Raw genomic sequence first — 18740 nt, 5'->3', positions numbered from 1 at the left:
TGTCCCCGGTGACCGGACACGCCCTACGCGGGCCGCTGGAGCACCGCCATGCTGCGCCCGACCAGCGTCACCCGATCGCCTCCCGCCACCTTCGGCCCCGAGCCGGGCAGGACTCCGACCGGGCGTGCGGTGTCGACCACCACCAGCCACTGCCGGCCGTGATTCACCGGTACGGAGAACTCCAGCGTCTCGGCGCTCGCGTTGAACATCAGCAGGAACGAGTCGTCGGAGATCCGCTCGCCGCGCGGCCCCGGCTCCGAGATCGCGTGTCCGTTGAGGAAGACCGTCAGTGCCTTGGCGTGCGCGGCCTGCCAGTCCCGCTGCGTCATCTCACTGCCCTCCGGCGTGAACCACGCGATGTCCGAGAGCTCGTCGTGCGTGCCCTCGACCGGACGGCCGTGGAAGAACCGGCGGCGCCGGAAGACCGGGTGGTCGCGACGGAGCCAGACCATCGCCCGGGTGAACTCCAGCAGACTGCTGCCCGGACCGTTCGCCCCGTCCGGTGCGGTCTCGTCCGTTTCGTCCCCCGGGGCCTCGGCCGGCTCCGGCCACTGCACCCATGACAACTCGTTGTCCTGGCAGTACGCGTTGTTGTTGCCCCGCTGGGTACGCGCGAACTCGTCGCCGTGGCTCAGCATCGGCACGCCCTGCGACAGCATCAGCGTGGCGATGAAGTTCCGCATCTGCCGCGTCCGCAGATCGAGGACCTCCGGCTCGTCGGTCTCCCCCTCCACCCCGCAGTTCCAGGACCGGTTGTGGCTCTCGCCGTCCCGGTTGCCCTCGCCGTTGGCCTCGTTGTGCTTGTCGTTGTACGAGACCAGGTCGTGCAGCGTGAATCCGTCGTGGCAGGTGGTGAAGTTGATCGAGGCGAGCGGCCGCCGGCCGTCGTCCTGGTACAGGTCCGACGACCCGGTCAGCCGCCCCGCGAACTCGGCCAGCGTCCGAGGCTCGCCCCGCCACAGGTCCCGCACGGTGTCCCGGTACTTGCCGTTCCACTCGGTCCACAGCGGTGGGAAGTTCCCCACCTGGTAGCCGCCCTCGCCCACGTCCCACGGCTCGGCGATCAGCTTCACCTGGCTGACCACCGGGTCCTGCTGCACCAGGTCGAAGAACGAAGACAGCCGGTCCACCTCGTGGAACTGCCGGGCCAGGGTGGCCGCCAGATCGAAGCGGAAGCCGTCCACATGCATGTCCGTGACCCAGTACCGCAGCGAGTCCATGATCAGCTGGAGCACGTGCGGCGACCGCATCAGCAGGGAGTTCCCGGTCCCCGTGGTGTCCATGTAGTACCGCTGGTCGTCCGCGAGCCGGTAGTACGAGGCATTGTCCAGGCCCCGGAAGGAGAGCGTCGGACCCAGGTGGTTGCCCTCCGCGGTGTGGTTGTAGACCACGTCGAGGATCACCTCGATGCCGGCCTGGTGCAGGGCCCGTACGGCCTGCTTGAACTCCAGCACCTGCTCGCCGCGGTCGCCCCAGGAGGCGTAGGCGTTGTGCGGGGCGAAGAAGCCGATGGTGTTGTAGCCCCAGTAATTGGCCAGCCCCGCGTCGGCCAGCCGGTGGTCCTGGACGAACTGGTGGACCGGCATCAGTTCAATGGCCGTGACACCCAGTTCCGTCAGATGGGCGATCACCTCCGGATGGGCCAGCCCCGCGTAGGTGCCGCGCAGCTCCTTCGGCAGCCCCGGGTGGAGCATGGTCAGGCCCTTCACATGGGCCTCGTAGATCACCGTGCGGTGGTAGTCCGTACGGGGCCGCCGGTCGTCGCCCCAGTCGAAGTACGGGTTGACCACGACCGAGGTCATGGTGTGCGGCGCCGAATCGAGGTCGTTGCGCGCGTCGGGCCGGCCGAACGGATAGCCGTACACCGCCTCGCCCCACCGGATCTGCCCGGCGACGGCGCGGGCGTACGGGTCGAGCAGCAGTTTGGCCGAATTGCAGCGGGCGCCGCGCTCCGGTTCGTACGGCCCGTGGACCCGGAATCCGTACCGCTGACCGGGCATCACCCCGGGCAGATAGGCATGGCGGACGAAGGCGTCGGTCTCCCTGAGCTCCACCGCCGTCTCGGAACCGTCGTCGTGCAGCAGGCACAACTCGATTCGTCTGGCGGCCTCCGAGAAGACCGCGAAGTTGGTCCCGGCGCCGTCGTACGTGGCGCCGAGGGGATACGCCTGTCCCGGCCAGACCTGCATAGGCTCGACTCTTCCACTTCTGATCCGGGTGCCTGGAGCTTGCGGACACGCCCTGGACCCTGTCCGGCCCTGATCCGCCGGACGGGCCCTGGAGCCAGATCTTCCCCGAAAGAGGTGCGGCTACCTAAGACCGACCGGCACGGCACGCGGTCCGGTCAACATCGGGCCTCTCCGTGTCGCCCGGAACCGGGATCGGGCTCCCCGGCCCCGGCCCTCGCCCGGTACAGAGCCCCGGACGGGGTGCCCAATCACTATGAATCCCCTCACTACGGCAGATCTTGCCGCCGGGAACATGCTTGCGCCACAGGGGAGTTGACGAAGCAGCATGTGCATCCGGCTGCACCGGCTCCCGCTCCCGGAGTACCCTTCCTTGATCGTTGGTGGGGGAGTGGAAGGCGGTGCGCGGGTGAGCTCGGGAGGCTTCGAGCTGCCCCCAGGTGACCCAGGTCACGAGGGGGACTCCACCGATGTCCCGCCGGGGGCGGTTTCACTTGCGCAGCCCATGGAGATCGGCGCGGAACTGGACTGGGGAGCGGACGCCTGGAGCGAGGTGCGTACGCGCGCCCAGCGGGCCGGCCGGGCCTACATCTGGCTGAATCTCGTGGAGCAGCGGCTGCGCGCCGTGGTCGCCGCGGTGCTCCGGCCCATCTACGAGCCGGTCCACGGCGAGGACTGGGTGGTGGCCGCCGCCGGGCCCGCCGGGCAGGAGTGGGTGCAGCGCGCCGTCGCCGTGCGCGAGGTCTCGCGCCGCAAGGGATATTTGCTGGACCCCGCCGACGACAACGTCCTCAGCTTCCTCACGCTGCCTCAGCTGCGTGAGCTGATGGTCCAGCACTGGCCGTGCTTCGAGGCGTACTTCGACGACCGGCGCGAGGTGGAGCTGGCGCTCGACGAGCTGGAGGTCGCCCGCAACGTGGTCTCCCGCAACCGCGCCCTGAACGAGGCGGTCCTCGCCCAGGCCGAGCGCGCCTCCGCCCGGCTCCTGGAGATCCTGGGCAGTGGCGCCGCGGTCCCGTCGGCCGACCGGCTCCCGGTCGACGCCGTCGAGGAGCTCGTCGGCGACCGGTACGCGGACGTGGTCTCCGTCCACTCCGACCGGGTGCGGCTCCAGCGCCAGCTGCCCGCCGAGGATCTCTTCGGCGGTTCGCGCCGGCTCGACGCGATCGGCATAGGGCTCAACCTGCTGGTGCAGAACTTCTCCGGCCGCAGGCTCATCCGGCTCGCCGAGTCGGGCTGCCGGGTCCGGCTGCTCTTCATCAACCCGGCGAGCAGCGCGGTCAAGCGCCGGGAGCGGGAGCTGGGTCTGAAGAAGGGCGAGCTGAGCCGGTCGGTGGAGATGAACATCCTCCATATGCGCCGGGTCCGCTCCAAGCTCCGTGATCCGGGTGCCTTCGAGATCCATGTGTTCGACGAGACGCCGCGCTTCACGGCCTATCTGGTGGACGGCGACGGGACGGACGCGGTCGGGGTCGTCCAGACCTATCTGCGGCGCGCCCGCGGCATGGAGGCGCCCGTGCTGGTGCTGCGCGGCGGCGGGCGCGCCGTGGTCCGGGCGGGGCAGGACAACGAGCACGGGCTGTTCGAGACGTACCGCGAGGAATTCGAGTCCGTGTGGGCGGACTCCCGGCCCGTCTCCTGAGGGGCCGGGACCGCGTTGTCAGTGGTGCATGCGAGGGTGGTCATCACCTGGGGGAGAGCACCACGAAGGAGGTACGGGATGAGCTGGCACCGGGAGGCGCTGGTCGGCTTCGACCTGGAGACGACGGGCACGGAACCGCTGGAGGCCCGGATCGTGACAGCCGCGATCGTCGGCGTCGGCGGCAGGGACGGGGAGCCGGTGCGGCAGCACAGCTGGCTGGCGGATCCGGGCATCCGGATTCCCGAGCAGGCCTCGGCGATCCACGGCATCAGCAGCGAGCGGGCGGCGGCGGAGGGCCGGCCGGTGCGCGAGGTGGCCGACGAGATCGCCGGGACGCTCACGGAGTACTGGCGCCGCGGCGTGCCGGTCGTCGCGTACAACGCGGCCTTCGATCTGACGCTGCTCACGGCCGAGTTGCAGCGGCACGGGCTGCCGTCGCTGAGCGACCGGCTCGACGGGGCGGGGATCGGTCCGGTCATCGACCCGTACACCATCGACCGGGCCGTCGACCGCTACCGCAAGGGCAAGCGCAACCTGGAAGCGGTCTGCGTCGAGTACGGCGTGGTGCACGGCGGAGCCCATGACGCGGGGGCGGACGCGCTGGCCGCCGTCCGGGTGGCGTACGCCATAGCCGAGCGACACGGCTCGGTGGCCGCGCTGACCGCCGCCGAGCTGCATGAGCGCCAGGTGGAGTGGTACGCGCAATGGGCGGCGGACTTCCAGCAGTTCCTGCGCCGCAAGGGCACCGCGGACGCGGTGATCGACGGCCACTGGCCGCTGCGGGAGCCGGTCGGGGTCGCCGCGGGCTGACACCCCGGACCGCCGCCGAGGTCCGCGGGGGCAGCCCTCAGAACGGATACCACCGCACCGCCGTGTCGCCGTCTCGCAGGGAGGCCACACGGCGGCGGAATTCCGCGAGGGCCTTCGGGTTGGCCGGCGCGTGCTGGGACACCCAGGCACAGCTGGCCGTCTCCCGGGCCCCGCGAAGCACCGCGCAGCCCTCCCACTCGCGGACGTCCCAGCCGTATGTGGCGGTGAAGGCGTCGTACGCCTCGGGCGCCAGGCCGTACCGGTCCCGGGACAGTGCGAGCACCACCAGATCGTGCTCGCGCAGATCCACGGAGAAGGTCTCCAGATCGACCAGCACCGGCCCGTTTGGACCGACGTGGACATTACGGGGCAGCGCGTCGCCGTGGATGGGCCCCGGGGGCAGATGCGGGACCAGTGCGGCGGCGGCCGCCGCGAAGCCGTCGCGGCGCTCCCGCAGATAGTCGGCGTCGGCCGGGTCGATCGCGTCGCCCGCGAGCCGCAGCCAGCGTTCGACCCCGCCCAGCAGTTCACGGCGCGGCAGGCCGAAGCCGTCCGGGGCGGGCAGCGCGTGCACCAGGGTGAGCAGCCGTGCAAGATCCCGCGGCTCGGCGGGGCGTACGGCGTCGGGCAGCCGGTGCCAGAGGGTCACCGGGTGGCCCTCGACCAGGCGCGCCGCGGGCTCGGCGGCCCGTACGGCGGGGACGCCCGAGGCGGCCAGCCACCGGGCGACGGCCACCTCGCGTTCGGCCCGGTCCCGCAGTTCCGGGTGCTGCACGGCGTCCCGGCCGACCTTGACCACCAGGTCGCCGACGGCGAACACCGCGTTCTCACCCATCGCGAGCAGCTCCGCACCACCGGACAGTCCGGCAGCGGTCAGCACCTCACGCGCACGCATCTCGTTCATGGCTCCGATTTTCGCATCAGTGCAGGTTGGCTTGACGAACCGACGGCCCGTCAGCACGATGACGGAGGCCACCTGAGCGGCCAGAACGGTATGAAACCGATCGAATGACGCAAGGGGGCTAATTCGTGACATTGGCGAGTGCAACCGTACGTTCCGAAAAGCATGACCCGCCCGGCCGGCCGCAGGACAGACGGTCCCGGCCGGTCGACCGGAATGCCGGAACCTGGTTCCTGGTGCTGCCCGCGCTGATCCCGATCCTGATTCTCAGTGTCGGCCCCCTGCTCTACGGCATCGCGCTGGCCTTCACCGATGCCCAGTCCGGACGCACCCGCTCCACCCAGTGGGTGGGCGGACTGAACTTCCAGGACCTGCTCCACGACACCCTCTTCTGGGACTCGTTCCGGATCGGTCTGGTGTGGGCGTTCGGCGTCACCGTCCCGCAGTTCGTACTGGCCCTCGGCCTCGCCCTGCTGCTCAACCAGAATCTGCGGATGCGCTGGCTGGCGCGGGCGCTGGCGATCATCCCGTGGGCGATGCCCGAGGTGGTCGTGGGCATCATGTGGCGGCTCGTCTACAACCCGGACGCGGGCGTCCTCAACGAGACCATCCGCGATCTCGGCCTCGGCGACGGCCGGGACTGGCTCACCGGACTCGCCACCGCGCTGCCCGCCGTGATCGTCGTGGGCGTCTGGGCGGGCATGCCCCAGACCACCGTCGCCCTGCTCGCCGGGCTGCAGAACACCCCGCACGAACTCCACGAGGCGGCCGCCCTGGACGGAGCCGGTGCCTGGCGCCGCTTCCGTACCGTCACCTGGCCGGTGCTCAGACCGGTCGCGCTCGCCATCACCGCGCTCAACTTCATCTGGAACTTCAACTCCTTCGCCCTGGTCTACGTACTGACCAACGGCGGACCCGGCGGTCGCACCCGGCTGCCGATGCTCTTCGCGTACGAAGAGGCCTTCCACTACGGACAGTTCGGATACGCCGCGGCGATGGGCTGTGTGATGGTCGCGGTGATCTCCGTGATCCTCGCGGTCCATCTCGCCGGCCGGCTCAGGGGAGGCGAGGACCGATGAGCATGCGCACCAGCAGAACCGCACGCGCCGGACAGTACGCCGCGCTGCTCGGCTATCTCGTCTTCCTGGCGTTCCCGTTCCTGTGGCTGATCTCCACCGCCTTCAAACCGGCGCGCGAACTCGGTTCCCTGCACCCCACCTGGATCCCCGACCATCCGACGTTCGACAACTTCCGCAAGGCGTTCGACGAACAGCCGCTGCTCCAGGCCGCCGCCAATTCGCTGATCGCCGCGGTCTGCGCCGCCCTCATCGCGGTCGTCGTCGCCACGCCCATGGCGTACGTGATGGCCCGCCGCCGCTCCAGGCTCTCGACGGCGGCCACCGGATGGGTCGTGATCAGCCAGGCGTTCCCGCTCGTCCTGCTGATCATCCCGCTCTTCCTGATCCTGAAGAACCTCCATCTGATCAACACCCGGTGGGGGCTGATCATGGTCTACGCCGTCTGGGCGCTGCCCTTCGCGCTCTGGATGCTGGTCGGATACGTGCGTGCCGTGCCCGCCGAACTGGAGGAGGCCGCCTCGGTCGACGGTGCGGGCCGGCTGCGGACACTCGTCTCGGTCACGGCCCCGCTGCTGACCCCCGGCATCGTCGCCACCGCGCTCTTCGCCTTCATCACCGCGTGGAACGAGCTCTTCTTCGCGCTCGTCCTGCTCAAGACTCCGGAGAAGCAGACTTTGCCGGTCGTACTGACCCACTTCATCGGTGCGGAGGGCGCGGCCGATCTCGGGCCGCTCGCCGCCGCCGCGTTCCTCGCCACCCTGCCCTCGCTGGTCATCTTCGCGATCATCCAGCGGCGGATCACGGGCGGCATGCTGGCCGGGGCGGTGAAGAGCTGATGCGGGCATCCCTGCGGACGACGGCCGCCGCGGCGGCCACCGCGCTGGCCCTGCTGCTCACCGGCTGCGCGGGGACGGACGACGGCAGGGGCGACAACGGGAGGATCGAGCTCAGCTTCCAGTCGCTGGCCTGGCAGAAGGAGTCCGTCGACGCCAACAAGCAACTGGTGAAGGAGTGGAACGAAGCCCATCCGGGCATCCATGTCAGCTACGTACAGGGCAGCTGGGACACCGTCCACGACCAGCTGCTCACCTCCTTCGAGGGCGGCGAGGCACCGGACATCATCCACGACGCCTCCGACGACCTGGCCGACTTCGCGTACGGCGGCCGCCTCGCGGACCTGCGCGGGCTGCTCCCCGGCCGGCTGACCGCCGACATCCCGCGGCAGAGCTGGTCCACCACCACCTTCGGCGACGGCGTCTACGGAGTGCCGTTCCTCCAGGAGCCCCGCGTCCTGATCGCCAACACCAAGATCCTCGCCGGGTCCGGGGTCCGCATCCCGACCCCCGGCAAGCCGTGGAGCTGGGCCGAGTTCCGGCAGGTCACCAAGGAGCTGACGGGCAAGGGGCGATACGGCGTCGCCTGGCCGCTCAAGGAACCGGTCTCCGTCACCCTCAACCTCGGCCTCTCCGGCGGCGGCGAGCTCTTCCACCGCGGCGCCGACGGCAAGGTGACCATCCGCGCGGACGAGGGCGACCGGATCGTCCCCGGCACCATCCACGACCAGGTCAACATCGACCACAGTGCTTCGCGCACCGCACTCGGCATGGGCGGCTCCGACACCCTGCCCGGATTCTTCGGCGGCAAGTACGCGATGGTGCCGCTGGGCTTCTCGTACCGCCAGCAGGTCGTCGAACAGGCCCCCGAGGGCTTCGAATGGACGGTCCTGCCGGCTCCCGCGGGCAGGGCGGGCCTCGCCCAGGGGGTGAGTCCGCAGACCCTGTCCGTCTCGGAGGCCAGCCCGCACAAGAAGGAGGCCGCGCAGTTCATCGACTTCCTGCTCCGGCCGCCGAACATGGTGCGCCTGGCCAAGGGCGACTGGATGCTCCCGACCGGCGCCGCGGCCCTCGCCGACCCGTCCCTGCACACCGCCGAGAACGGCTGGGCGACCGGTGTCGCCGTCGCGAAGGCGCTCCGGCCGGCGCCCGCCCAGTCGGTGCGCGGCTACCCGGAGTGGAAGGACAAGGTCGCCACGCCCGCCCTCCAGGAGTACTACAGCGGTGCTGTCGGGGCGGACGAGCTGAGGAAGCGTGTGGTCGACGACGGGAACCGGGTCCTGGCCCGCTATCAGCGCTGAGCCCACCCACGGCCGACGCGGCGGCGGATGGTCCTTCCGGTCATTCCGCCGCCCTTCCGGTCGGGTCGGTTTCATGGGCCACTCAGTTTTTCTTGCGGCCGGACCCAGAATTACCGACCGGTACGTTTCTTTGAGCTCGCCGCCCGAGCTCCCCGGCGCGGGCACGGGAATCGCGGAGCCCGGTCCGAAATATTCCTGAACGTCGGCGATTCAGACATTCAGTGGCTTGAATCCGCCTCTTCAGATCCTTGTGCCCGTGCGCCTGTGCGGGTATGGGTGCCACATCGTGCCTGATGCCGCGGTGGTTCCTCCGGCGCGTCTCGCCTGTCGGACGCTGCCGAAAACTGAACGCGCGGCCTGTTTCGGTCTGCCCGGACGGCAATCGCCCGGACTTGGTTCCACCTCTGCCCGATTCGCCGTGATTCGGGCGCGGCGAAAGAAGAAGTCATTGACAACCCCTTTCGCGCTGAGCTTCACTCCTTTCGGCGGTGAGCGGCGAGAAATTCCCGGTCAGAGGCGGGGGATTGTCGTCGTGAACGGTCAGAGTCATGCCCGCATGAATGCAAATTCAGAGTAAAAGATGGAGGTGCTGTTATGAAGTTCCTTTTCTTGCTCAAGGACAAGATGACGCCGGAGAAGAGCCTGAAGGCGTACGCCTGGTACCACTGGTACTAAACCGACAGAACGGTCCGTCACTTCGAGGGACACGGTCAGTCGATTCGGGCCCGTGTCCGGCCAGGCCTCATCGGCCCGCCGGGCGCGGGCCCTTCCCGCTTCTTGGAGACCACCGATGCACATGTCCGGTACCGGCAGCCGCGCCCGGGACGTCGTCTTCGCGCCGAGACTCCAGGCGCTCCTGCGAGACCACCGGGGCGAGGAGGTCTTCCGCCTCGACCCCGGCACCGTCGGCGTCGCCGGGGCCGACCTGACGGACCGGATCCTCGCCGCCAGGCCGGCCGCCGAGGACGAACGCCCCACGTTCAAGCCCCTTCACGGGCGCTCCATTCCGCGCACCGAGGCGTCGACGGTCATGCAGGCCATCGGCCGGGACGTGCGGACGGCACTGAAGAAGCCCGTCGAGGCGGTCGACCTCTCCGGCGAGTGGCCGCACGTCGGCCATGTGTTCCTGCGGGATCTGGTTCTCGGAGCCGACCCCTACCGGCTGCGCATCCTCATGGACCGCGCGCTGGAGCTGACACCCAAGCTCACCTGGACGGTCATCGCCGCGGGGGCCGCGCTGCCCGGCCGGCTCCGCCCCGGCGCACCCGTCTCCGCCATCGCGGGCCTGACTGCAGAAGCCGGGAGCTACAGCGACCGGCGCTACGCGATGGGCCTCTACCGGCGGGCGGCGGCCCCGGTCTGCTTCACCGTCTCGACGCTCGTCGCCAACGCGCTCTGGCTCGGAGCGCCCTTCGACGCGGACACCTCGAACCGGAACATCCTGTACGAGGCCATGCGACTGCTGCCGCCCTCCTGGAACGTCCTGCGGAAGGCGTCACCGGAGTACCCCGCACTCGACTCCCGGATCGGCGCGGCCGACGACGTACTGATCCTGCCGCTGGTGAGTCACCGCGACCCCGCGCTCTGGGACGACCCCGACGAGTTCCGCCCCGAGCGCTGGGACAGTCTCGACCCGGACGATCAGCCCGGATACCTCCCCTTCGGGCATGCCTCCGAACGCTGTTGGGGCCGGCACATGGTGATGCCGCTCGCCGAGATGCTGCTCGACATGCTGCGCGGCGACGGCCTGACGGTGAGTCCGGAGCAGACCACCGCACAGGTGCCCCTCGCCGGGCTGATGGGGGTCTCCGGGGTCCGGGTCGTCCGAAGCTGACCTCAACGTGGTCACCTCGTGAGGGCTCTGTGAACACGGGGGTGGAAACAAGCCGTCCCCCCGTCCGCGCCTACGGCCGGGCGGGGTTCGTCTTCCCATGTGCGAAGTGTGCCGGTCGTGCCGTGGGCCCGGTGTGCGCGGCGGATGTCGCGGCAACCGCGCCCGACTTGGGTGCGGCTGGCCGGTTTCTTATTACGCAACTTTGTTGAGTAAGTCACAGCTGCATGAAGGTCTTGATCTGGGCGCGTCAATCGGCGAGGGTTTCGAGCCAACCCCCGGAGATCTTCCGGCCGGGGGCCAATCCCCCCACAAAGAATGACGAGGAGACCCCTCTTCATGGCAATTCACAAGCGCGCACGCCGGATCAAGCTGACCGCGGCGATAACCGCGGTGGCCGCAGCGGCCGGAGTCACCCTCCTCAACACCTCCCTCGCCGGCGCCGCACCCGCTCCCGCGATGGGCGTCGTCTACGGCGCGGACGCGGCGAACGCCGTCTCCGGCAGCTACATCGTGATGCTGGACCAGAAGGCCGACAAGGCGAAGCTCGCCAAGGAGTACGGCGGCAAGCTGAAGCGGAACTACAGCTCCGCCATCAACGGCTTCTCCGCCAGCGGCCTTTCGCTCACCGAGGCCAAGCGTCTGGCGGCCGACCCGGCCGTCTCCAAGGTCGTCCAGAACAAGAAGTTCCACATCGACGGGACCCAGGCCGACCCGCCGTCCTGGGGACTGGACCGGATCGACCAGACCGAGACGGCCGGCGACAACGCGTACACCTACCCGGACAGCGCGGGCGAAGGTGTCACCGCGTACGTCATCGACACCGGTGTCCGTACCACGCACAACGAGTTCGAGGGCCGGGCCAGCTCGGGCTACGACGCGGTGGACAACGACGACAGTGCCGACGACGGCAACGGCCACGGCACCCACGTGGCGGGCACCATCGCCGGTGCGACCTACGGGGTCGCCAAGAAGGCCAAGATCGTCGCTGTCCGGGTGCTCGACGACTCCGGCTCGGGCACCACCGAGCAGGTCGTCGCCGGCATCGACTGGGTCACCGAGAACCACGAGGGACCCTCCGTCGCCAACATGAGCCTCGGCGGCGGCGCGGACGAGGCGCTCGACGCCGCGGTCCAGAAGGCCATCGCCTCCGGAGTCACCTTCGCGGTGGCCGCCGGAAACGACTCCGCCGACGCGAGCGAGAGCTCCCCGGCCCGCGTCCCGGAGGCCATCACGGTCGCCTCGTCCACGGTGGACGACGAGCAGTCCTCGTTCTCCAACTACGGCTCGATCGTGGACATCTACGCCCCGGGCTCGGACATCACCTCGTCCTGGAACGACAGCGACGACGGCTCCAACACCATCTCCGGCACGTCCATGGCGACCCCCCACGTCGTCGGTGCCGCCGCCGTCTACCTCGCCGGACACCCGGACGCCACCCCGGAGGAGGTCGCCACGGCGCTGACCGACGGGGCCACCCCCGACGCGATCTCCAACGCGACCGAGGGCACGCCGAACAAGCTGCTGAAGGTCGTCGAGTAGCCGACCCCGCAGCAGTGACCGGGCGGCGCATGCCCGGTCACGACGGAACCGGCGGCCGCCGTGCCCTCCCCCACGGGGCGCGGCGGCCGCACCGTGCGAAGAGATCGTCCTATGGTGTGCCCATGACCATGTACGCGGCGCTGTTGCGCGGGATCAACGTGAGCGGCCACAAGAGGGTCCCGATGGCCGAACTCCGCACGCTGCTCACCGAACTGGGACACGGCGACGTCCGCACCCACCTGCAGAGCGGCAACGCCGTCTTCAGCAGCGCGTCGGACGACGAGAACGCCCTCGCCGCCGAGCTGGAGCAGGCCATCGAGAAGCGGTTCGGCTTCCCCGTCCCCTGTCTGGTCCGGGACGGCGCCTACCTGGCGGCAGTTGCGGCGGCCTGCCCGTTCCCGGCCGCCGAACTCGAAGGCAAGCAGCTGCACATCACCTACTACGACCGGCCGGTCGACGCCGACCGCTTCGCCCGGATCGACCCGGCGGCCTTCCTCCCCGAGGCGTTCGGCCTCGGCGACCGTGCGCTCTACCTCTACGCCCCCGACGGACTGGGCCGTTCGAAACTCGCCGAGGCGCTGTCCCGGTCCTCCGTCACCAAGGGCATCGTCGCCACCTCGCGCAACTGGAACACCGTGGTCAAGCTGGTGGAGATGACGGCGCCCACGGGGACCGCGCGAGACGGAGCCCCCGCATGACCGAACCCTTCCCCGGCGTGGCCTCGGCGGTCGAGGGCGAGCTGCGCCTCCTGGACCCCGCCGTGCGCGCCTCCGCCGAACTCCTCTCCCGGGTGCTGCACCCCGACTACCGCGAGATCGACTACGCCGGCCGGGTCTGGGACCGCGAGACCATGATCGCCTCGCTCACCGGGAAGGACGCCCCGCGCCCCGGCCCGATGACCGCGTCCCGGATGAGCGGGGTCCAGCTCGGCGACGACCTCGTCCACCTCACCTACGACACCGAGACGAAGGGGCGCCTCGCCCACCGCAGTTCGGTGTGGCGGCTGACCGACGCGGGCTGGCTGCTCTACTTCCACCAGGCCACGCCGTTCGGCACCGCCACGGACACCGGTGCCGACGACGGCTGAGCCCGGTCAGCGACGGGCGACGCGCTGTGCCCGCGCCGCCCACCGGCCATCCGTGCGGGAGATCCGCACCGGATGCCCGAAGCAGTCGCTGACCCGGTCCGTGGTCAGTACCTCGTCCGCCGGACCCGAGGCCACGCACCGGCCGCCCCGCAGCAGCAGCGCGTGCGTGGTGGAGGCGGGCAGCTCCTCCAGGTGATGGGTGACCAGGACCGTCGCCAGCTCCGGATGTTCCTCGCGCAGCACGTCCAGACTGTCGAGCAACTGCTCACGCGCGGCGAGATCGAGACCGGTGGCCGGCTCGTCGAGCAGCAGCAGCCGCGGTTGCGGCATCAGGGCGCGGGCGATGAGCGTACGGCCCCGCTCACCCTGCGACAGCGCAGGCCAGCGCGACCCCGACTTGCCGCCCATGCCGAGCATCTTGAGCAGCCGCTCCGCCCGGTCCCGCTGCTCCTCGTCCACCGACCGGCGCGGTACCGGCTCGACCGAGTTGGTCAGGCCGGTCAGCACCACCTCGTGCACCGACAGCGGGGAACGCAGCGGATGACGCGGATTGACATGCCCGAGCAGTGACCGCAGCTCCCGCAGATCGACCCGGCCGAGGGTGCGTCCCAGGACCTCCACCGAACCCCGGGTGGGGTGGTTGACCGCGCCGAGCAGCCCCAGCAGCGTGCTCTTCCCGGCGCCGTTGGCTCCGAGCAGAGCCCAGTGCTCACCGCTGCGCACGGTCAGGGAGACCGAGTCGAGCAGCACATTGCCGTCCCGGACGAGCGAGACGTCGTCGGCCCGGATCACCGGGGCGGCGGTTTCGGCGGCGCTCGGGCCGGGGGCGGCGGCCGGAGCGGGTACGGCGGAGGTGGTACGGGCGGTGGTCACGGGCGATTACTCCTTCATGCGGGTGCGAGCGCCTCCAGGCCGCTCAGGTCGTCGGCGGACAGCCGGATCTCCCGGGCCCCCAGGTTCTCCGCCAGATGGGCGGGCGAACCGGTGCCCGGGGTCGGACACAGCACGGGGGAACGGTGCAGCAGCCAGGCGAGGGCGATCTGCCCGCGGGTGGCACCGTGCCGGTCGGCGATGCCGGTGAGCGCCGTGGCGGCGTCGCCGGTCAGAGCGCCGTTGGCCAGCGGGAACCAGGGCAGAAAAGCCAGGCCGTGGGCCTCGCACACCTTCAGTACCGCGTCCGACGAACGGTCGAGGAGATTGAAGCGGTTCTGCACCGAGGCGATCCCGGTCAGGGAGAGAGCCTGCTCCAGCTGGTCGGCGGTGAGGGTGTCCAGACCGATGTACCGGATCTTACCTTCCTGCCTCAGCGCGTCCAGAGCGCCCAGCTGGTCGGCCATCGGCACTTCCGGGTCCAGCCGGTGCAGCTGATAGAGGTCGATCCGGTCCGTCCGCAGCCGTCGGAGACTGGCCTCGCACATCGCCCGCAGCTGCTCCGGCCGGCCCGCGACGTGCCACGCGCTGTCGCTGGTGCGCACCACACCGCCCTTGGTCGCGATCACCAGATCCTCGCGGTACGGATGGAGCGCCTCGGCGACGAGTTCCTCGGCCACCCCCGGGCCGTAGTTGTCGGCGGTGTCGACGAGCGTGACGCCCTGCTCGACGGCCGCCCGCAGCACCGTTACGGCGTCCTGCCGCTCACCGCGCGGCCCCCAGTAACCGGGGCCGGTCAGCTGGGCGGTGCCGTAGCCGAGGCGGCGTACGGGCAGCTCGCCGCCGAGCAGGAACACATCATCGGGAAGAGGGGAGAGCGAAGACATGACGGGAACACTACGGGCCGTCCCGTGATCCCCGGCGGGCGCATGCGATCGGTGCCGTGGCCACGGACCCTATGCTGAGGCGCCGACGCCCCTTCGCGGGGCCGGATTTCTGACCTGTGACGCCGTGGAACGGGAGTGGGGATGCGCTACATCATCATCGGGGCGGGCGCCGTCGGCGGTGCCATCGGCGGACGCCTGGCCGAGGCCGGCCACGATGTCGTGCTCGTGGCGCGCGGTGCGCAGTACGAGGCACTGCGCACCGGCGGACTGCGGCTCGTCACGCCCGAGGGCGCCCGCACCCACCGCCTCCCCGTCGTCGACCGGCCCGAGGCGCTCGACCTGACCGCGGACGACGTACTCGTGCTCGCCGTGAAGACGCAGGACAGCACGGCCGCCCTCGACGCGTGGAGCGTCCGGCCGGTCGCGGGCGGTGCCACGGCGGGTGAGCGGTTGCCGCTGATCTGCGCGCAGAACGGGGTGGCGAGCGAGCGGCTCGCCCTGCGCCGCTTCCGCCATGTGTACGGGATGTGCGTCTGGCTGCCCGCCACCTTCGTCGAACCGGGCGAGGTCTCCGCCGCCGGTACACCGCTGACCGGCATCCTGCACCTGGGCCGCTACCCCACCGGGACCGACGCGACGGCCCGGCTGATCGCCGCCGACCTGGAGAAGTCGAAGCTGCTCGCCCCCGTCGTGCCGGACGTGATGCGCTGGAAGTACGGCAAGCTGCTCTCCAACCTCGCCAACGCGATCGAGGCCGTCACCGGCCCGCTCGCCGAACGGACCGCCCTCGATCTGTTCGAGCGGGCGTTCGCCGAGGGGGAGGCCGTGCTCGCCGCCGCCGGAATCGACCCGGTCGGCCGGGAGGAACAGACGGAGTCACGCACCGGAAGGATGAGCTTCGAACCGTTCGACGGCTCCCCGCGCGGCGGCGGTTCGTCCTGGCAGAGCCTCAGCCGGGGCACCGGCACGATCGAGGCGGACTTCCTCAACGGCGAGATCGTGCTGCTCGGCCGCCTCCACGGGATTCCCGCACCGGTCAACGAGGTACTCCGCCGCACCGCGAACACCTTCGCGCGCGAGCGCCGGGAGGCCGGTTCGATGTCCGTGGCCGAACTCGTCGCGGCCGTCGACGCCGCGACGTCCTGAGCGGGTCGCAACGGACGGCGTCGCGCTCCCCAGTGTCGCGTTTCTTCAATACCGGCTGCCGGGACGCACGCAGACTGGGACGCATGAAGAACGAGCACGCGCACATGACCGAAGTCGCCGCCGAGGCGGCACGCATCGCCCGCTCCATCGGCACCGAACAGCTCGACGCACCGAACACGCCCTGCGGCGACTGGGATGTGCGCGGCCTCGTCAACCACTGGGTGCTGTACACCTCCCACGGCCTGGAGCACCGTGCCCTGCGCAAGGACCTCCCCGAGGAGCTCACCACCCGCGACTTCACCGCCGACGCCGACTGGGCGCAGCAGTACGCGGCGCAGCTGGACCGTGCGGTCGCCGCCTGGTCGGACCCGGCGGTCTGGGACGGGGAGGTCGACCTCGGGGGATCGACCTCCCCGGCCGCCGACATCGCCGCGATGCTCATCGAGGAGACGGCCCTGCACGGCTGGGACGTGGCCCGTGCCGTCGGCGAGGAGTTCCGGCTCTCCGACGAGGCGGCCGCGTACGTCCTCGGTGTCGTCGACAGCACCGCCGCGCTCTACCGGCAGTACGACGGCTTCGCCGACGAGGTGACGGTGCCCGCGTCGGCGTCGGTCTTCGAACAGGCGCTGGCCCGCAGCGGACGCGACCCGAAGTGGACCGGGGCCTGAGACCCTAGTCCTGCCAGTAGAAGAGCAGGGTGCTGACGTCCAGGGGTTCGCGCCCGCCGAAGTAGTAGACGCAGAGGCCGGTGACCCGGATCGCGCCGGTCGCCGGGTCGATCCAGCGGAAGCCGGCCGCTTCCAGGGCCGCGCGGGCGGCGGGTTCGTCCTCGTGCGAGGTGGCGAACCGCCCGAGGGTGCTGAGGGAGATCTCGCTCCCGCCGAACCTGATGACGTGATAGGTGCCACCGCCCTGCCGGTGGTCCTGGCCGCAGGAGACCGGGGGCTCCGGCGCCAGGCCCGCCGCGGTGAGCGCGGCCACGGCCCGGCGGAGCTGCTCGTCCTCGTCCGGCTGGACGGGCGGCCCGGCGCAGATGGCCTCGACCCGCCAGCGCGGGTCGCTCCACTCCTCGCAGTCGTGCCCGTACTCGTGGAGGACCACCGCGCGCAACTCGTCGTCCAGGCCGTCGACTTCGACCCGCGGGCGGCCCAGTGAGCCGTGGATCGCCCGGGTCTCGGCGGCGTCGCCGGTGAGGCGGTGCAGCGCGTACGCGGCCCACAGCTTCGCCTCGGCCGTCGGCGCCTCGCCGAGGTAGCCGCGGAGCCGGTCCGGGTCGGTCAGCAGCGACTGGGTGAGGTACGCGACCGCCCGGTCGGGGTCCGCGAGCGCGTCGGTGACGTCCTGGCCGGCGCGGTGCCTCATCCGGACGCGGAAGGCCCGGTCCTGGGGGCGTGCGTCACCGACGTCGGCCAGGACCGCCTCCGTTCCGTACCGGGTGACCAGCGCGTCCAGTCCGGCCTCGCCGATCTCCCGCAGGCGCGGCCACGGTTCGGCGGCGAGTGTCGCCAGTTCGCCGGCTGCCGAGCGGTCGCCGAGCAGGCCGCGCGCCTTGAGGATCGCCGCGGACATTCCGTACCAGCCCTCCTTCCGCCGGTCCTTGTGCCGGAGCCAGGGCAGGAGTTCGGCCCGGTCCGCGAGAAGGTCCAGCAGCGCGATACGGACCTCGCCCACGTCGTCGGGGTCGTGGATGCGTGCGATCAGCCCGGCGACGCGGTGCTCGGGCACCCGCCCGGCCAACGCGACCACGCAGGCCCTGCGGCGCCACCACGGATGCGCCGGATCGGCGACGTGCCCCGCGAGTGCGTCCGCGTCGAACGCGCGCAGGCCCTCGGTATCGGTCTGCCCGGCCTGCGGGACCAGGCTCTCGATGGTTCGCATCCCGGGATGCTACCGCCCGCCTCGTCCAGCCCTGAATGGCCCAGCGGATACGACGCCGAATGGCCCGGGACTCCATGCCAATTCATCTCTAGGCTCGACCTCATGACCACATCGCACACCCCTCGATCGGGCCGGACGGCCGTCGACTTCTACTTCGACCCGGCATGCCCGTTCGCCTGGATCACCTCCCGCTGGATGCTGGAGGTGGAGCAGCGGCGCGACATCGATCTCCGCTTCCGCGTCATGAGTCTGTATCTGCACAACATCGGCAACGAACTGCCCGACTGGTACCGGGAACTGGTCGACAGGTCGATCGGCCCGGTGCGGGTCGCGGTCGCGGCGGCCGACGCCCACGGCGACGGGGTGCTCCGCGACCTCTACACCGCGATGGGCGTCCGTATCCACCAACAGAAGAACGAGGACTTCGACGAGGTGGTCGCCGAGTCCCTCGCGGAGCTCGGACTGCCCGCCGCGCTCGCCGACGCCGCGCACTCGGAGACGTACGACGAGGCGCTGCGGCGCAGCCATGACGCCGGCAAGGACCCGGAGGCCGACGCGTACGTCGGTACGCCCACGATCCATGTCGACGGCTCGGTCTGGTTCGGGCCGGTCCTGCGGGCGGCACCGCGCGGCGAGGAGGCCGGACGCGTCTTCGACAGCTTCCGGGTGCTCGCCGGGAATCCCGACCTCTTCGAGCTCAAGCGGACCCGCACGGGCAGCCTGGACGTGGGATGACCGGGCACCGCC

18 protein-coding genes are annotated in these 18740 nt (G+C 70.7%); 13 read left to right on the top strand and 5 right to left on the bottom strand.

Annotation, left to right across the window (positions count from 1 at the left end; all coding sequences use genetic code 11):
• Positions 1-23 precede the first annotated feature (23 nt).
• Complete coding sequence (gene glgX, locus ACFV8T_RS16485) at positions 24-2189, bottom strand: glycogen debranching protein GlgX (protein ID WP_385328046.1); 2166 nt, start codon at positions 2187-2189, stop codon at positions 24-26.
• A gap of 406 nt (positions 2190-2595) precedes the next feature.
• Between glgX and ACFV8T_RS16480 the strand changes: the two genes are divergently transcribed.
• Positions 2596-3828 (top strand): SAV2148 family HEPN domain-containing protein, encoded by a 1233-nt coding sequence (locus ACFV8T_RS16480; RefSeq protein WP_266428444.1) that lies wholly within the window; start codon positions 2596-2598, stop codon positions 3826-3828.
• A 78-nt stretch (positions 3829-3906) separates the two neighbouring features.
• Positions 3907-4638, top strand: a complete 732-nt coding sequence (locus ACFV8T_RS16475; protein WP_385328044.1) for a 3'-5' exonuclease — start codon at positions 3907-3909, stop codon at positions 4636-4638.
• Between the two features lie 37 nt (positions 4639-4675).
• Here ACFV8T_RS16475 and ACFV8T_RS16470 read toward each other — a convergent pair whose 3' ends face one another.
• Positions 4676-5542, bottom strand: a complete 867-nt coding sequence (locus ACFV8T_RS16470) for a phosphotransferase enzyme family protein (protein ID WP_385328042.1) — start codon at positions 5540-5542, stop codon at positions 4676-4678.
• A 131-nt stretch (positions 5543-5673) separates the two neighbouring features.
• Here ACFV8T_RS16470 and ACFV8T_RS16465 point away from each other — a divergent pair, with 131 nt between their 5' ends.
• The 8 genes from ACFV8T_RS16465 (at position 5674) to ACFV8T_RS16430 (ending at position 13212) form a co-directional block, all read left to right on the top strand.
• Positions 5674-6618 (top strand): carbohydrate ABC transporter permease, encoded by a 945-nt coding sequence (locus tag ACFV8T_RS16465; RefSeq protein ID WP_385328340.1) that lies wholly within the window; start codon positions 5674-5676, stop codon positions 6616-6618.
• On the top strand, positions 6615-7454 hold the full coding sequence (locus ACFV8T_RS16460; protein ID WP_385328041.1) for a carbohydrate ABC transporter permease: 840 nt from the start codon (positions 6615-6617) through the stop codon (positions 7452-7454). Before ACFV8T_RS16465 ends, ACFV8T_RS16460 begins: the two co-directional genes overlap by 4 nt.
• Positions 7454-8752: an ABC transporter substrate-binding protein gene (locus tag ACFV8T_RS16455; RefSeq protein WP_385328039.1), complete on the top strand. Its 1299-nt coding sequence runs from the start codon at positions 7454-7456 to the stop codon at positions 8750-8752. Before ACFV8T_RS16460 ends, ACFV8T_RS16455 begins: the two co-directional genes overlap by 1 nt.
• Before the next feature lie 594 nt (positions 8753-9346).
• On the top strand, positions 9347-9427 hold the full coding sequence (locus tag ACFV8T_RS16450) for a tryptorubin family RiPP precursor (protein WP_350985409.1): 81 nt from the start codon (positions 9347-9349) through the stop codon (positions 9425-9427).
• 115 nt (positions 9428-9542) lie between these two features.
• Positions 9543-10586: a cytochrome P450 gene (locus ACFV8T_RS16445; protein ID WP_385328037.1), complete on the top strand. Its 1044-nt coding sequence runs from the start codon at positions 9543-9545 to the stop codon at positions 10584-10586.
• A gap of 336 nt (positions 10587-10922) precedes the next feature.
• The gene (locus ACFV8T_RS16440) at positions 10923-12125 is read left to right on the top strand and encodes a S8 family serine peptidase (protein WP_385328035.1); all 1203 of its coding nucleotides are present in this window, start codon (positions 10923-10925) and stop codon (positions 12123-12125) included.
• A gap of 122 nt (positions 12126-12247) precedes the next feature.
• Positions 12248-12823, top strand: coding sequence for a DUF1697 domain-containing protein (locus tag ACFV8T_RS16435; RefSeq protein ID WP_385328033.1), 576 nt, complete (start codon positions 12248-12250; stop codon positions 12821-12823).
• Positions 12820-13212: a DUF4440 domain-containing protein gene (locus ACFV8T_RS16430; protein ID WP_385328032.1), complete on the top strand. Its 393-nt coding sequence runs from the start codon at positions 12820-12822 to the stop codon at positions 13210-13212. The genes ACFV8T_RS16435 and ACFV8T_RS16430 overlap by 4 nt, the downstream gene beginning before the upstream one ends.
• 6 nt (positions 13213-13218) lie before the next feature.
• Here the strand turns inward: ACFV8T_RS16430 and ACFV8T_RS16425 are convergent, their stop codons facing one another.
• Positions 13219-14004, bottom strand: coding sequence for an ABC transporter ATP-binding protein (locus tag ACFV8T_RS16425; protein ID WP_385328338.1), 786 nt, complete (start codon positions 14002-14004; stop codon positions 13219-13221).
• 95 nt (positions 14005-14099) lie between these two features.
• Positions 14100-14969 carry an aldo/keto reductase gene (locus ACFV8T_RS16420; protein ID WP_385328030.1) on the bottom strand — a complete coding sequence of 290 codons (870 nt, stop codon included), beginning with the start codon at positions 14967-14969 and terminating at the stop codon, positions 14100-14102.
• A gap of 141 nt (positions 14970-15110) precedes the next feature.
• Between ACFV8T_RS16420 and ACFV8T_RS16415 the strand changes: the two genes are divergently transcribed.
• Complete coding sequence (locus ACFV8T_RS16415) at positions 15111-16115, top strand: ketopantoate reductase family protein (RefSeq protein ID WP_385328029.1); 1005 nt, start codon at positions 15111-15113, stop codon at positions 16113-16115.
• Positions 16116-16198: 83 nt separating this feature from the next.
• Positions 16199-16783: a TIGR03086 family metal-binding protein gene (locus ACFV8T_RS16410; RefSeq protein ID WP_385328027.1), complete on the top strand. Its 585-nt coding sequence runs from the start codon at positions 16199-16201 to the stop codon at positions 16781-16783.
• A gap of 4 nt (positions 16784-16787) precedes the next feature.
• Here the strand turns inward: ACFV8T_RS16410 and ACFV8T_RS16405 are convergent, their stop codons facing one another.
• Positions 16788-17993 carry a hypothetical protein gene (locus ACFV8T_RS16405; RefSeq protein WP_385328025.1) on the bottom strand — a complete coding sequence of 402 codons (1206 nt, stop codon included), beginning with the start codon at positions 17991-17993 and terminating at the stop codon, positions 16788-16790.
• Positions 17994-18095: 102 nt separating this feature from the next.
• Between ACFV8T_RS16405 and ACFV8T_RS16400 the strand changes: the two genes are divergently transcribed.
• Positions 18096-18728, top strand: coding sequence for a DsbA family protein (locus ACFV8T_RS16400; RefSeq protein ID WP_385328024.1), 633 nt, complete (start codon positions 18096-18098; stop codon positions 18726-18728).
• Positions 18729-18740: the final 12 nt, after the last annotated feature.

Source organism: Streptomyces sp. NPDC059832 (assembly GCF_042731715.1).
Classification (GTDB): domain Bacteria; phylum Actinomycetota; class Actinomycetes; order Streptomycetales; family Streptomycetaceae; genus Streptomyces.
The sequence above is the reverse complement of the archived record's forward strand: the minus strand, read 5'-3'. Positions and strand labels throughout refer to the sequence as shown.